Source organism: Hallella mizrahii, from assembly GCF_009695775.1.
GTDB lineage: Bacteria > Bacteroidota > Bacteroidia > Bacteroidales > Bacteroidaceae > Prevotella > Prevotella mizrahii.
Genome location: NZ_VUNG01000015.1, coordinates 1 through 14,187, shown reverse-complemented (window position 1 = coordinate 14,187; position 14,187 = coordinate 1). Strand labels below are relative to the sequence as shown.

The following is a 14,187-nucleotide window of genomic DNA, read 5'->3' as shown; positions in this document are numbered from 1 at the left end:
CATGAAGAAAAAGATACTGATAACAGCACCCGAAGGGTATGCCCGCCGCTTTCGCGACGCACTGCTGACCATGTCGGGGCCGACGGGGCCAAGTTTCTCCCCTGTCTCCGCGCCCCTGATAAAGACAGAACTTGACACGGCAGCCGAGGCACACAAGAGTTTGCCGACCATAGGCGATGACGACATAGTGGTCTTTACGAGCAGAAAAGCTATAGAAGCCACTGCGCTGTGGCGCCAAAGGCAGGGCCTCGTACTCCCGCCGGCTGCCACATACGTAGCCATCGGCAAAGACGCGTCATGGATGTCAGCGTTGTTGAGCCTGCCACAAGGACTCTCAGGCTGTGAGCCGAGTCTGATGGGTATCGTTAAGGCACTGGGAGAGAGGCCCGATGCCGACAAGAAGCGGGTGTGGGTTCTTGGCCCCCGCGTAGTAGGGATGCGCGAGCCCCCTACCGTACCCGACTTTCTTACGGCCTTAGGCAACCGTGTCGGCGAAGTGTGCTACGTGCCGGCCTATACCACACGCCCTGCCGACAGCGCAACACGGCAAACCGTGTACACACTGATCCGGCAGGGCGTAGACTGTGTGGCACTAACCAGTGGTGGCGAGGCCCAGGTGCTCAGAAAAGTTGTAGAGACCTCACCCGAAGGCATGGCTCTTATTAGCTCCACGCCAATAGCCTGCTTCGGTCCCTACACAGCCAAGTGTGCGAAAAGCGAAGGACTACCGGTCGATATCATCTCTGACCGTTATCACTCATTCACAGAGTTTGCCGCATATCTGAAAGACCATCTTTCTTGGGTCTGAACAGTATCAGGACATAGAAGAAACTAAGCAAGGCGATAGCGGTCTCGGTCACGTACACTCCCTGATAGTCGAAATATTTGCCGATACTGCCAGAAGCAACAGCAATGAGCAGTCCGCTGAGATGGGTGATAACCACCTGTATAGTGAAGTCGGTGCCCTCACGTCCCGGGCGTACCATCTGCATGGCAGAGGTATAGACCACCACCGTGGCCAGTCCGTAACAGGCCTTGACATAAAGCATACCGATGACATATACTACGATATTAAACGGCAGAAAACTGGTGACAAGAAAGTAGAGAGGGCCAAAGACAATGAGGGCCGCAATCGTCAGACGCACTTTTGCAATCCCTACCCTGCGCACCAACACGCCGGAGAACCAGGCCATGACAAAAGAAACCGAAGTGCCCAGAATGCCCGTGAGGAAACCGATCTCCTTCATATCGTAGCCCTGGTCAACAAGAAAGGGACGGACAGTAGAGAGTATGCCGATGATTCCCATATAGAAAAGCAGAAGAAAGCCTAGTTGCGGCAGAATGCTGCGACGGGAGAAAAACCATATAAAGTCCGAAGGACGTGCACGCTCCTTGGTCTTTTGTCCTTCCTCTATCCTGATATGCTTGTTGAGCACCAACGGGATGAGCATACAGACAACAAACATGCCCAGACAGGGCACCACCACATGCCAGCCATAATGGTGCAGCACCATCAGCAGCAGACCGCCACCAACCAGCGTGCCGCCAAAGCTTCCCATCGACTGCATACTGTTGACCAAGCTCTGATCCCGTCTTTTGAATGAGAGGATAGCCAGTGCGTCGGTAGCAATGTCTTGCGTGGCCGACGCCATCATAGAGATGAAGACGAGAACAAGGACGAGCATCAGATTTGTCTTCACATCGAAAAAGCCTGCGCAGACCAGCGCGAGGGCATATACCAGTTCGGTGGAGATGATGGTCTTCTTGTAGTCGGCCACCGTCAGACAGTGACGGTCGATATAGGGCGACCATAGAAACTTGAGCAGCCAGGGCAGCCTCACTAAGTGGAGCAGGCCGATGGTCTGCAGATCATAATGCCCTTGCCGCATGGTGACTTGCAAAGTTGTCATGAGGAACGACTGTGGTACGAACTGGGAAATATACAGACACAGGAACGTAGAGAGATTGAGCGTTCTGGCATCAGATCCTTTGGCCGGTGCCATCGTACAGACAGTTTGGTCTTCTATATGTTTCATGTGAGATAAGCGAAGAAAAGTCTGTGTTTGATTAGAAATTGACGCTGACCGACGTGCCGAAAGTCAGTGGCTTACCCTTTTGAGCATAGTTGCCCTTTGAAGACTTGAAGCCGTAGGCCATATAACGGGTATCGGTGAGGTTTTTCCCCCAGAAGTCCCAAGTGACGATACCCTTTGTGAGACTCACCTTAGCATTGACCGTGGCGTAGAAGTTCTGGCTCACCACATTGTCGTCGGCCCAGTAGATGCGTCCCAATCCCGTCATGCCGGCACTGATTGTCACTCTGTCGAGACATCCAGCCGGCTCCAGTGTATAACTGCCATTTGCGGCCAGTGTGTGGCTGGGCACCATGGGCAGCCGGTTGCCGGTGTAGTCTTGCTTCTCACTTTTCTTATAGTCGAGGTATGTGGCGTAGGTGTAGCCATAGTTCAGGTTGAACAGCAATCCCTTCAGCGGCCGATAGGCCACCGCCAGTTCCGCGCCCTTGCTGTTGGCATGCGCCGCGTTGGTGATGAGGTTGCCCTGTCCCAGAATGGTATAGGTAGCCTGCATGTCACGCCAGTCGATATAGAAGATGTCAAACTCAGCCGTCAGCCGTCCATTGAGAAAAACGGTACGTGCGCCAACCTCATAGTTCCAGCTGTACTCCGGATCATAGGAACGCTCATTAGCTTCCTTGGCACTCTCGTTGAATCCACCGGGCTTGTAGCCGCGTGTGATGCTTGCATAGTAGAGAAAGCGATGGGTTGTGAGGTATTGCAAGGTGAATTTCGGGGTGAACTGCCGGAAGTTGGCGGTGCTGTGAAAATCGAGCATCGGTGAGGAAGCACCTGTGCCGAGGTTGAGTTTCTCGCGGTGATAGTCCGACTTGGAGTGTTCATAATCAAAACGCACGCCGGCAGTGGCCGACAGTCCCCGCCAAATGTTATAAGAGCTCTGGTGGTAGAATGCCAGCGATGATTTGGGATTGACATTGTCGGTGGGAGTGGCGGTGCCGGCCGAGAAGGCATTGTTCTGTATGAACTGGTCGACCTGCATCGTCATGCCAAAAAGGCCAGTAATCCACTGGTAACGGGAGTCGTTGTTAGACTTCAATGTGAACTCCTGCGAATACATGCGCTCGTGATAGTTGTTCTCGACAAATGACTTATCCTCGATGGTGAAGTCCTGATCGATAGCCTGGTGCGACTTGATATATTGGAAACAGCTTTGGCTGTTGAAGCTGATACGGTCGTTGGTGTAGCGCGCGTTGAATCCCGTGGAAGAGATGAGTCGCCGGAAGAGGCTGTAACGGTTGTAGTTGATATCCTCCAGTCTGTTTCTCTCCACGTTGTAAGGAGCGTATGGGTATCCGCCCTGATCGCTATACGACAGCGTACTGTTCAGTCGGAGGTACCAACGGTCAGTCGGTTTCCAGTAAAGGCCGATGCGTCCTTCTCCCTCGTCTATGTCGTCAGCCTTATCTTTAAGGTATGCGTTGTAGAACATGCCGTCGTTGTGATGGTACGATCCAGCTACGCTGAAGCCGAAATGAGGATTCAATTTCGTATAGTTGGACATCTGCGCGGTCACGTCGTTGTACTTGCCGTATCCCACTTTGACGCGTGTGTTCTGGTATTCGAGTGGATTGTGGGTATATACGTTGATGATGCCGGCTATGGCGTTGCGTCCGTAGAGTGTGCCTTGAGGGCCGCGGAGCACGTCAATGGCGGCAATGTCGCTCAGGTCTATATCGAAAGCTGACGACTCATAGTGCGGCACGCCATCCACATAGAAGCCTACAGCAGAGCCTTTTGACTTGGCACCGATGCCTCGGATATAGACAGGTGTGTTGGCACGCGAGCCATAATCGGGCATAAAGAAGTTGGGCACGACAGCCGACAGTTCCTTGATACTGACCACCTGCTGGTCTTGCAGCAGCCGGCTGTCAACGCGCGACATGGCTGTCATCGTGAGGTTTCTGCGGTTTTGCTTGTAATCTGTGACCACTACCTCGCCCAGATCCACCTTTTTATATGTAGTGGTGTCTACCGGCGTGTCGGGTGTAGCATTTAGTGAAAGTGATAATAAAAGTATCTCGTTGAACATCGTGTATGGTTTTGTTAGTTCATTTCGTTGTGTGGCTGCAAAGATACTTGAAAGATATTTCCCATACAATCCTAATTTATAAGGAAATTGCAAGACAGTCAGTATGAAAATCCTTATAAGTGAGGATTGTATGTCTCCAGGGAAGTCATTATTTTTGTGGTTCGATGGAAAAACTAAGAAATACACTATTGCTCGACACGCTTTGCGGTCGGGAGGTGTCGCGTCCGCCCGTGTGGCTCATGCGACAAGCAGGACGTGTGCTGCCCCGCTACCGGGAGCTTTCAGCCCAGTACGGATTTAAGAAACTCATGGCTAATGCCGACTTGGCCGCCACGGTGACACTACTGCCCGTAGACACGTGGGGAGTGGATGCTGCTATTCTTTTCAGCGACATACTGATAGTCCCCATGGCAATGGGCTTGCAAGTAGAATGGACGAGACAAGGGCCACAGATGCCTCGCCCATTGCTAAGCTACGACGACCCTTGCAGCAGGTTAAAAACCGACACCTCTATATTGGAGCAGTCGTTCCGCACCATAGACAGCTTCCAGAAAAAGCGGCACGGGGTGGTGCCCCTCATCGGTTTCTGCGGAGGTCCGCTCACCTGCCTTTGCTACATGCTTCAGGGTAATGGCAGCAAAGACGGATTTACGGAGGCCGTGAAATATTTCTATACCCATCGCCGGACTACCGAGCTCCTTGTGGATGCTTTCACCGAGATGAGCATCATCTACGCCACAGGTCAGGTTCAGCATGGCATAGAAGTCTTCCAACTCTTCGAGTCTTTTGCCGGAGTAGTGCCCGACAATCTCTATCGCGAACTCTTCCTTCCCTCGGTCAGACGTATTCTGTCGGCTGTCCGCTCATTAGGAGTGCCCACCATTTTCTTTCCCAAAGGCATTGGTGCCGGTCTGCCGATGATCACTCCCGATGTCTGCGATACCGTCAGCATAGACTGGCAGACATCCCTCGACGAGGCCTGCTCCCTGCTCCATCCCTCCATGGGCTTGCAGGGCAACATGGATCCACGTCTGCTGCACGCGTCCAAACCTGTCATAGCCCGTCACCTCGAACAATACATTTCCTTTTTCCGCCGGCATCCACGCTGGATATTCAATCTCGGACATGGACTGACAAAGGACATTCCAGCGGAGAACGTGGCGTTTGTCGTCAATTGGGTCAAACAGGCCCATTGGTGACAAACCGCCATGCGGCTTTGGCATCACATGATGCTTCTGGATGCTTACTCATAAATATCTCCTGCTCCTCTTATGTCGTTTTTGATTACAAAGTTGCGATACTTCAATGGTTATAGCCTGTGACCTGACCACCGTTAACGTTTCAAAATACAGACAGCGTGATTTCGCGATTATCCGTGGCGGTCGCTACGGTTATCTGTGGCGGTCGCTCTGCATATCCTCGGCATTCGCCACGTATAACCAAAACGACCGTCACGGATAATAAGAGAAGCCTTCTCGCGTCAACAAGTCTCTTTTTTAAGCATATCACTTTTGTTTCTCACCAAGTTTGATTATCTTTGCGCCAAATAATCGTCAAAGATACAAATGGAAATCAATTACGAGATACACACTATTGCCAACTCCCAAGGTACCGGCCAGGAAAGAGCTTACATACAACTAAGAAGCAAGGCGGCAATGACTGCCGAGCAACTGGAGAAAGAGATCCAAAGCCCTTGCCCAGCATCGTTACATCACGCGCCAGACGATGTGCACCCTGTTCGGCCTGAGCGAGTACAAAACCAAGTAATGGATAACGCAGTTTCTGGGGGGAAGGCAGACTCGTCAAGGAGGGTACTGAGCGTCATCCGCTGTACCTCCCCGCATAATTAAGGAAGAGCAAAATGGCATCACGCAATGAATATTCAGATTGCCGGAAAACGATTATCATCCGCTATGTACTCGCCCTCGCAGTCATCTCGGTAATGGGAGTCGCCGCCACGTCGCTTCAAGACCGCGCGGTGATCTATCCGTCTGCCGCAGCGCTGGCATTAGGGTTGATCGTCAAGAAACAGCGTCCTTGGCACGTGTCGCTTTGGCTGATACCAGGGCTGCTGGCCTTGTCGGCTCTCATGGGCACATTGCTATTCACATGGCTGAGCGCCTACCCCGTCACTGTGCTCTCGCTGGGTTTTCTCTTCACCGGTGCGCTTTTGCTATTGACCCGTGCCACGCTATTTCCCAGTCTTGCCACTTGTCTGTTGCCCATCGTACTGCACACCACGTCGTGGAACTATCCCTTGAGCGTGCTGATGCTGTCGCTTGTCGTCACACTGCTCTCTTCCCTCATAAACCGTGAAAAATGGAGATGTCCTTCGGCGCCCCTACCTTCTTCCCACCACAGTTTCTCCATCGGCCGCGCACGTCACTGGCTGCTGATGTGGATGGGAGCGTTGCCGCTGCTGGCCTTGGCTGAATCTCTCCACAAGAGCACGCTTATCGCTCCTCCCCTACTCGTCGTCTTCGTTTCGCTCTGCCAGCCCGGTGACCGCCTGCACCGCCATCCCCGTCGTGTGCTCACCACCATCATTCTCTCAGCATGCTGTGGCGTTTTTGGTCGCATAGTTCTGTCCGACTATGCGGGTCTGCCGCTCTTCATTGTCTTACCGCTGACACTACTGCTGTCACTCTTTGTCATGAGCCGCCTGCATATTATCATGCCACCCATCGCCGCCATCAGCCTGCTGCCTTTTGTCATACCCGGCAACGTGCTGCTTTTTCCCGTCTTTGCCTCGACCGGCGCCGCTTACCTGCTGATCTGCGCAAGAACCGATGTCAGGCACTTCCTCGTGCACCGCATGGCACTGCTGTGGCAAAGAACGCCATTCAGATAAAGATCTCCATTTCATATCAAGCATTTGAAAAGATGGGCGAACAAGAATGAATTGTTGTGATGAAAAAAAGATGAACAAGAATGTGATGCATTGAAAAATATTTCTTATCTTTGCAACAACTATATAATATAAGGAGAACGCTTATGCCGCAACAAGTTATAAAATTCAATCAAGCTCAGCGCGACGTACTAAACGTTGTGTCCTTGCTCAAATCCGACGAAGACGTCAAGGCCTTGCGCAAAGTTCTGATCGATTTCGTCAACAATCGCCTACAACAGGAATTGGACAAATTATGGGATTCCGGCGAATGGAGCGAGGAGAAACTTCAGCAGATGAGCAAAGAAAATCTACGAACTCATTACGAAAAACCATGAGCCAAAGAAATATTGTTCTGGATACAAATTGCTACAAGAACAACTACTAAACAAACTTCTCCCCTAATGCTTATTGATACAAAGACAAAGTCTCATGTAACTCTCGCAGGAGAGTCATGCAGTCAAGAATGAACTCACTTCGCTTCTCTCTGCTTTCTTTTCTCTTCCTTCTTGTCCTGAATGTGGAAGTATAGTGTCCAAGCTCCTATCATCGCCAACACGGCAAGCAAAAATAAATCAGTCCCTACCATAATATTCTACTTTTCATTCTACGTTTTCCTTTTGTTATTCATATTGCAAAGATAAGGAAATATCAGTTACCAAGCAACATAATTAAGGTTTTGTTTATAAAATATTTCCTATCCCTCTGCGTTAGCATAGCAAAAAGGGATTTCTCTATGAATAAAGTAAATCAAGATAACGCACCAGCCACTCAGAACATCGTAAAGAACCGACGACAGCTCGTGCTGTGGATAGGAGCCCTCGCCGTGGGCGCTGTGCTCGGCACACTGGGCCTGCACGGATTAGACGCCTTGATGACGTTCGTCGCTACTGTCTACACCCGCCTGTTCCAGTTCCTCGCCGTGCCCACCATCGTGCTGGCAATCACCACCACACTGGCCTCCATCGGCACACAGAAAGATACGGGACGCATCTTCCGCCACGCCGTGACCTATACACTGCTCACCACCTTTGCCGCCGCTGCCGTAGGTCTCATCCTCTACCTGCTCATCCGACCAGGTAACCTGCCTGCGCAGATGGTGGCAGGAGGACAAGGAGCCATCCCGAAGACATTGGGCGGAGAAACCTACTACGACCATATTCTCGCTGTGGTTCCCAACAATCTCGTACAGCCTTTCCTTGAAGCCAACGTGCTCTCACTGCTCCTTGTAGCCGCCGCTGTAGGCATCGCCCTGGCCAAGATGCCGGTGAGCCCACGCCGCGACACGGTGATGAACCTGCTGCTTGGTTTGCAGGACATCCTCTTCATGCTCATCCGCGCACTTATCTGGGCTCTGCCGCTGGGCATCCTCGCCTTTGCCGCACAGCTCAGCGCACAAGTGTCGGCCGGTGTTGTCGCCGACTCTCTGGGCCGTTATATCGCTGTCATCCTTGGCGGCAACGTGTTGCAGTTCTTCGTTGTACTACCTCTCTTCCTATTGGCCCGCGGCATCAATCCCGTGCGCCATTTAGGCCGTATGCTGCCCGCCGTGCTCATGGCGTTCTTCACGAAGAGTTCGGCTGCCACACTGCCCGTGACCATGGACACAGCGGAGAAGCGTGCCGGCGTTGCGCCAAAGGTCTCGCGCTTCGTATTGCCCATCTGCACCACCATCAACATGAACGGCTGTGCGGCGTTTATCCTTGTCACCTCGCTCTTTGTCATGCAGAACGGCGGCACTCACTTCACCCTTCCGATGATGCTGCTGTGGCTCGTCATCGCCGTGATCTCCGCCATCGGCAATGCCGGTGTGCCCATGGGCTGCTATTTCCTCACCCTCTCGCTGATGACCGGCCAGGGTGCTCCCGTCGGCATCATGGGCATCATCCTGCCTATCTATACCATCATCGACATGGTGGAGACTGCCGAGAATGTATGGTCAGACTCCTGCGTAGCAGCCATGACGGACAAAGACATGAAAGGAGAGCTACACCGATGAAAGCTTCTATTACCAAGAACATGACAACTGACGTTTGCGCACACGCTCCAAGCAACTAAGCAAAACGATACTTTTTAAGCAAAATTATCCCTGTTTTCCTTTGCCGTTTACAAAATAAATCCTATATTTGCACCGTCAGAATGACACAATGAAACAACACCGGGAGTATCCAACCCGATTAACCTTTAAGACTAAAAACAAGTTTACTACTATGGAAGTTGAACAAGTATTGAAAGGACTCATGTGGAAGCATTCCGCTGAACCGGAGTTTCTGCAGGCTGTGAAAGAAGTGCTGATCTCTATTCATGATGTCTACAATCAGCATCCTGAGTTTGAGAAGGCCAAGATTATCGAGCGCCTCGTTGAGCCGGAGCGCGTGATCATGTTCCGCGTGCCTTGGACCGACGATCAGGGCGAGGTGCACGTCAATACGGGCTACCGTGTGCAGTTCAACAGCGCCATTGGTCCTTATAAGGGCGGACTGCGTTTCCATCCTTCCGTGACATTAAGCATCATGAAGTTCCTCGGCTTTGAGCAGACCTTCAAAAACGCGCTCACCACGCTGCCTATGGGCGGTGCCAAGGGCGGTGCCGACTTCTCAATCCGCGGCCGCTCCGACGCTGAGGTGATGCGCTTCTGCCAAAGCTTCGTGCAGGAACTCTACCACTATATCGGTCCCGACGAGGACGTTCCGGCCGGCGACATCGGCGTGGGCGGTCGCGAGATCGGCTATCTCTTCGGCGAATACAAGAAGCTCACTCATCAGTTCCAAGGCGTGCTCACCGGCAAGGGCATGGAATGGGGAGGCAGCATTCTGCGCCCGGAGGCCACTGGCTTCGGCGCACTCTACTTCGTCAACCAGATGCTTCAGACCCACGACATCGACATCAAGGGCAAGACGGTCGCCGTCTCGGGCTTTGGCAACGTGGCCTGGGGTGCCGTGAAGAAAGCTACACAGCTCGGCGCCAAGGTGATCACCATCAGCGGACCCGATGGATATATCTATGATCCCGAAGGCATCTGCGGCGAGAAGAACGACTACATGCTCGAGCTGCGCGCCAGCGGCGAGGACATCTGCGAGCCATACGCTGAGCAGTTCAAGAGCGCACAGTTCTTCGCCGGCAAGAAGCCGTGGGAGCAGAAAGCCGACATCTATCTCACCTGCGCCACACAGAACGAGCTCGACGGCAACGATGCTGACCGCATCCTGGCCAGCCATCCGGTTTGCGTCGCCGAGGTGAGCAACATGGGTTGCACGGCCGAGGCTGTGGAGAAGTTCGTCAAGGCTCATCAGCTCTTCGCACCGGGCAAGGCTGTCAACGCCGGTGGCGTGGCGACCTCAGGACTGGAGATGACCCAAAACTCCATGCGTCTGCACTGGAGTGCCCAGGAGGTTGACGATAAACTCCACTATATCATGCACTCCATCCACGAGCAGTGTGTCAAGTACGGCACCATGCCCGACGGATACATCGACTATGTGCGGGGTGCCAATGTGGCCGGATTCATGAAGGTCGCCAACGCCATGATGGCTCAGGGCATCGTATAAAAGTCATAAAAAGCAATCGACATAAAAAGCGAATCATATAGTCTGCTACACATCTGATCGTGTATAGCAGACTTTTTTGTTTGAAGATAACACTATGGCCTATCACGACTAATACGCCAAGACATCAATAAAAAGAGAGCATTTCCATCCTCATATCATTTTTTTTTCGTAAGTTTGCCACAAAAAGACAACGACATGGAAGACGACAACAAATTCATCCGTTTTGACTGGGCAGCCAAACGAATGCTGCGCGACAAAGCAAACTTTGGGGTATTCGAAGGACTGATTACCGTTCTTCTCAACGAGCCTGTCCACATCATCGAAATTCTGGAAAGTGAAAGCAATCAAGAGGAATCCGACGACAAATTCAATCGCGTGGATATTAAAGCGCGTGACAGTAAAGACGAGATCATTCTTGTCGAGATACAACAGGCTCGTGAGTTGTACTATCTGGAGCGAGTCCTCTATGGTGTAGCCAAAACTATTACCGAGCATATTTCTTTAGGTGACAAATACGACAAAGTCAAGAAAGTGTATTCCATTAGCATCTTATATTTTGACCTTGGGCAAGGTGCTGATTATCTTTATCATGGACAGACATCATTGATCGGGGTACACACAAAAGATACTCTGAAGATCAACACACGAGACAAAGGACTCATAAAGATTAAGACACCCGATGAGATTTTCCCAGAATATTTCATCATCAGAGTCAATGAGTTCAACAAAGTAGCAAAGACACCTCTCGAGGAATGGATAGACTATCTCAAAAATGGTCATATCAAAGAAGACACAACTGCCCCCGGTCTTCAAGAAGCACGACAAAAACTTCAATATTTGAAGATGGATAAAGCTGAGCGAAAAGCATATGACCGCCATATTGACAACATCATGGTTCAAAACGATGTACTGGATACCGCAAAAATGGAAGGAAGAGCAGAAGGAAGAGCAGAAGGAAGAGCGGAAGGAAGAGCAGAAGGAAGAGCGGAAGGAAAGCAATCCGTTGCCCAACGACTTAAAGAGATGGGGGTGGATATCCAAACAATAGCCCAAGCGACAGGATTATCCACAGAGGAAATTACCCGCTTGTAATCATACTTTTCTCCAATTCAAAAGAGGCTTATGCCCTGATAGCTCAGTACAACACTATCATTAAGAGCATCGAATAAAAATGATTGGTCAAGAATATAACTTCAAGTCTGCTAAGCATCACATGCATAGCAGACTTGCTTTTTTGAATATGGTGAACAACCGCAAGCATTCTATTGTATGAGAACTTGCTATTTACATCATGATTCCATTCGGCTTATAGGAGGCTCCACAGCCATGTAGGAATTAATCTTGGCGACAGCATTGTTTCATAGCTTTACCCTATAACGTAATTCAACGAAGAAGAAATGATATTTTCTCCGAAAAAGTTCGTATTTTTGCAATGTCCTTAAGAAAGCATAGTTAATTTTGGGAGACAGAGTGGAAGAAATAGAGAAAGCATTACCATCGAATAAAGAATGATGCGAAGTCCCCCACGTAAATCAATATTTAGACAAGGCACAATGTTAAGCAAAATCTGTAATTACATTTCAAAGTACATGGCACTGATCGTCATCGTGGTTGCCGCGATAGCTCTTACCGTGCCGTCTTCATTCCATTGGATATCCACATCCTGGATCACCCCACTGCTCGGTCTGGTGATGTTCGGCATGGGATTGACTTTGGATCCGCATGACTTCAAAGTTGTCTTTACCCGGCCGAAAGACATCATCATCGGCAGCCTGGCTCAGTTCATCATCATGCCCTTGACTGCCTTTCTGTTGTCACACGCCTTCGGGCTCAGCGACGAGTTGGCCATCGGTGTCATCCTCGTAGGCTGTTGCCCCGGCGGCACAGCCTCAAACGTGATGACCTATCTGGCAAAAGGCGACCTGGCACTGTCGGTGGGCATGACCACGGTCAGCACAGTGTTGGCACCAATTCTCACGCCATTGCTCACGCTTCTCTATGCCGGCGAGCGCGTGCATGTCGATGCCATCGGCATGTTTCTCAGTATCATCGAAGTGGTCATCCTGCCGATCATCCTTGGCTTTGTCTTTAAGAAGCTTTTCCCCAATCAAACCCAACGAATGGCGGGATTCCTTCCGGCCTTCTCTTCAGTAATGATAGCACTGATTGTAGGCATCATCGTCAGTGCCAACGCACCGAAGCTGCTCACCGGCGGCATGCTCATCGTGTTGGTGGTGATGCTGCACAACATCTGTGGTCTGAGTATGGGCTATCTTGTCGGACGACTGCTACACCTGCCCCATAGCAAGTGCTCCGCCATCTCCATAGAGGTGGGTATGCAGAATTCTGGTCTGGCCAGCTCACTGGCTACCGTCCACTTTGCCATGTATCCCATGGCCACCGTCCCCGGCGCAGTCTTTTCTGTGTGGCACAACGTCAGCGGTGCCGTCGTTGCCAAGATATACGCCCGTAAGCAGGAGGTAGGTACGGGAAAGTAAACAATGATGCAGAAATGGCAAGTATGAACGACCGGCCTGCAGGCCGGCATGATTCACCAATACTCGCTCCGGAAATCGCATCAGCCCCATACTATCTGTAGCAATGTACATGATGTTTGCGTGGTTACAACCGAAGACATAACAGGACGCGAAGACTTACTCACCGAGACCGTATATACTATAAGAACAGCGCATCGGAGGGTTTTATAGCATCTCCAGTTTTATGCCTAATGATAGCCCGAGTATATCCCAAAAAGAAATGTCAGTCCCCATGAAAAGCGAACGGATATAAAGGTCGCACGAGCCGATTTCATAGAACAGCTTAACACGCTTAAAATAGGTTTTCTCCGGATTGAAACTGAATGTTAATTGCTGCCCTACAGCCACGTTCAGACGGAATTTGGTGGATAGGGCTTCGTAATATTTATCGGGATAGCGCCCGGGCTGACTTCGCCAAAACTCATGTCCATAGACTGTATTAAGATAGACGCTGGACAGAAGCGGCTCCAGCGATACAACGTTGTTGAAGCTCACACTCCAAGGTATATAGTTTTGTTTCAACGTATTAGTCAGATGGACATGCGAACTGCTGTATCGGGGAATAAATCCCCATAGTATCTGTGTCTCCCACTGACTCCTTTTGCCATACGACCAACCTACTCCAGCAGATACCAAACCCATATTGCCAGCGTTTTGAATAACAAACTGCGTGGGTATCAGACTTGCCCAATAATGACGCATACGGTTCACCCGGCGGTCGTAGCTGCTTATAGAGATACTGTCCTGTCCGCTCGTCGTAGCCGGCATGCCACAAAACAACAGCAACAAAAGCCACAAGAAGATCTTTCTTCTTTCATTTATCTTAATAATACACTGTCTCATAGCGGTAGCCGTTAGGGGTGAAGGTGAAAATCTGATAATTACGGTGTACGGCTGCATCAATGCCATACCACATGACACCATCATGGAAAAGGTCAGCAGCAGTCTGGGAATGATCATGACCATAGATGCAACATTGTAATCCCGGAAAAAGTTTAATGACATAGTCAAACATCCCTTTTACATTATTATTGAACTGATCACTGCCGGGACAGGCATGCATGACAAACACAGTCCGGTCAAAAGCAAG

The 14,187-nt window shown here is 50.8% G+C and carries 12 protein-coding genes and 1 pseudogene; 9 read left to right on the top strand and 4 right to left on the bottom strand.

Annotated features, from left to right (window positions below; translation table 11 throughout):
* Position 1 precedes the first annotated feature (1 nt).
* A complete protein-coding gene (locus tag FYJ73_RS07220; protein ID WP_206081722.1) occupies positions 2–808 on the top strand; it encodes a uroporphyrinogen-III synthase in 807 nt (268 codons plus the stop codon).
* Here the strand turns inward: FYJ73_RS07220 and FYJ73_RS07215 are convergent.
* Positions 762–2,036, bottom strand: coding sequence for an MFS transporter (locus tag FYJ73_RS07215; RefSeq protein ID WP_235899276.1), 1,275 nt, complete (start codon positions 2,034–2,036; stop codon positions 762–764). The two genes, FYJ73_RS07220 and FYJ73_RS07215, sit on opposite strands and share 47 nt — an antisense overlap.
* Positions 2,037–2,067: 31 nt before the next feature.
* Entirely contained in the window at positions 2,068–4,125 is a 2,058-nt protein-coding gene (locus FYJ73_RS07210) for a TonB-dependent receptor (protein ID WP_154534044.1), read from the bottom strand.
* A gap of 164 nt (positions 4,126–4,289) precedes the next feature.
* Here FYJ73_RS07210 and hemE point away from each other — a divergent pair, with 164 nt between their 5' ends.
* The 8 genes from hemE (at position 4,290) to FYJ73_RS07170 (ending at position 13,058) form a co-directional block, all read left to right on the top strand.
* On the top strand, positions 4,290–5,324 hold the full coding sequence (gene hemE, locus FYJ73_RS07205) for a uroporphyrinogen decarboxylase (protein ID WP_154534043.1): 1,035 nt from the start codon (positions 4,290–4,292) through the stop codon (positions 5,322–5,324).
* 106 nt (positions 5,325–5,430) lie between these two features.
* A complete protein-coding gene (locus FYJ73_RS07200) occupies positions 5,431–5,586 on the top strand; it encodes a hypothetical protein (RefSeq protein ID WP_154534042.1) in 156 nt (51 codons plus the stop codon).
* 400 nt (positions 5,587–5,986) lie between these two features.
* Entirely contained in the window at positions 5,987–6,976 is a 990-nt protein-coding gene (locus FYJ73_RS07195; RefSeq protein WP_154534041.1) for a hypothetical protein, read from the top strand.
* Between the two features lie 143 nt (positions 6,977–7,119).
* Positions 7,120–7,350: a hypothetical protein gene (locus tag FYJ73_RS07190; protein WP_154534040.1), complete on the top strand. Its 231-nt coding sequence runs from the start codon at positions 7,120–7,122 to the stop codon at positions 7,348–7,350.
* 398 nt (positions 7,351–7,748) lie between these two features.
* Positions 7,749–9,011: a dicarboxylate/amino acid:cation symporter gene (locus FYJ73_RS07185; protein WP_154534039.1), complete on the top strand. Its 1,263-nt coding sequence runs from the start codon at positions 7,749–7,751 to the stop codon at positions 9,009–9,011.
* A 211-nt stretch (positions 9,012–9,222) separates the two neighbouring features.
* Positions 9,223–10,560, top strand: a complete 1,338-nt coding sequence (gdhA, locus tag FYJ73_RS07180; RefSeq protein ID WP_154534038.1) for an NADP-specific glutamate dehydrogenase — start codon at positions 9,223–9,225, stop codon at positions 10,558–10,560.
* Between the two features lie 195 nt (positions 10,561–10,755).
* Complete coding sequence (locus FYJ73_RS07175; protein WP_154534037.1) at positions 10,756–11,652, top strand: Rpn family recombination-promoting nuclease/putative transposase; 897 nt, start codon at positions 10,756–10,758, stop codon at positions 11,650–11,652.
* 461 nt (positions 11,653–12,113) lie between these two features.
* Positions 12,114–13,058, top strand: coding sequence for a bile acid:sodium symporter family protein (locus FYJ73_RS07170; RefSeq protein ID WP_154534036.1), 945 nt, complete (start codon positions 12,114–12,116; stop codon positions 13,056–13,058).
* Positions 13,059–13,262: 204 nt separating this feature from the next.
* On the opposite strand, the gene FYJ73_RS07165 is transcribed toward FYJ73_RS07170, so the two are convergent.
* Both FYJ73_RS07165 and FYJ73_RS15695 read right to left on the bottom strand, forming a co-directional pair.
* A complete protein-coding gene (locus FYJ73_RS07165) occupies positions 13,263–13,940 on the bottom strand; it encodes a hypothetical protein (RefSeq protein WP_154534035.1) in 678 nt (225 codons plus the stop codon).
* Positions 13,921–14,187 (bottom strand): annotated as a pseudogene (locus tag FYJ73_RS15695) (metallophosphoesterase); the annotation flags it as partial. The pseudogene FYJ73_RS15695 and the gene FYJ73_RS07165, both read right to left, overlap by 20 nt.

What these genes read in the sequence shown, in the direction of transcription:
- FYJ73_RS07220 (WP_206081722.1), top strand. Translation starts at nt 2, where the DNA reads ATGAAGAAAAAGATACTGATAACAGCACCCGAAGGGTATGCCCGCCGC.
- FYJ73_RS07215 (WP_235899276.1), bottom strand. Translation starts at nt 2,036, where the DNA reads ATGAAACATATAGAAGACCAAACTGTCTGTACGATGGCACCGGCCAAA.
- FYJ73_RS07210 (WP_154534044.1), bottom strand. Translation starts at nt 4,125, where the DNA reads ATGTTCAACGAGATACTTTTATTATCACTTTCACTAAATGCTACACCC.
- hemE (WP_154534043.1), top strand. Translation starts at nt 4,290, where the DNA reads ATGGAAAAACTAAGAAATACACTATTGCTCGACACGCTTTGCGGTCGG.
- FYJ73_RS07200 (WP_154534042.1), top strand. Translation starts at nt 5,431, where the DNA reads ATGGTTATAGCCTGTGACCTGACCACCGTTAACGTTTCAAAATACAGA.
- FYJ73_RS07195 (WP_154534041.1), top strand. Translation starts at nt 5,987, where the DNA reads ATGGCATCACGCAATGAATATTCAGATTGCCGGAAAACGATTATCATC.
- FYJ73_RS07190 (WP_154534040.1), top strand. Translation starts at nt 7,120, where the DNA reads ATGCCGCAACAAGTTATAAAATTCAATCAAGCTCAGCGCGACGTACTA.
- FYJ73_RS07185 (WP_154534039.1), top strand. Translation starts at nt 7,749, where the DNA reads ATGAATAAAGTAAATCAAGATAACGCACCAGCCACTCAGAACATCGTA.
- gdhA (WP_154534038.1), top strand. Translation starts at nt 9,223, where the DNA reads ATGGAAGTTGAACAAGTATTGAAAGGACTCATGTGGAAGCATTCCGCT.
- FYJ73_RS07175 (WP_154534037.1), top strand. Translation starts at nt 10,756, where the DNA reads ATGGAAGACGACAACAAATTCATCCGTTTTGACTGGGCAGCCAAACGA.
- FYJ73_RS07170 (WP_154534036.1), top strand. Translation starts at nt 12,114, where the DNA reads ATGTTAAGCAAAATCTGTAATTACATTTCAAAGTACATGGCACTGATC.
- FYJ73_RS07165 (WP_154534035.1), bottom strand. Translation starts at nt 13,940, where the DNA reads ATGAGACAGTGTATTATTAAGATAAATGAAAGAAGAAAGATCTTCTTG.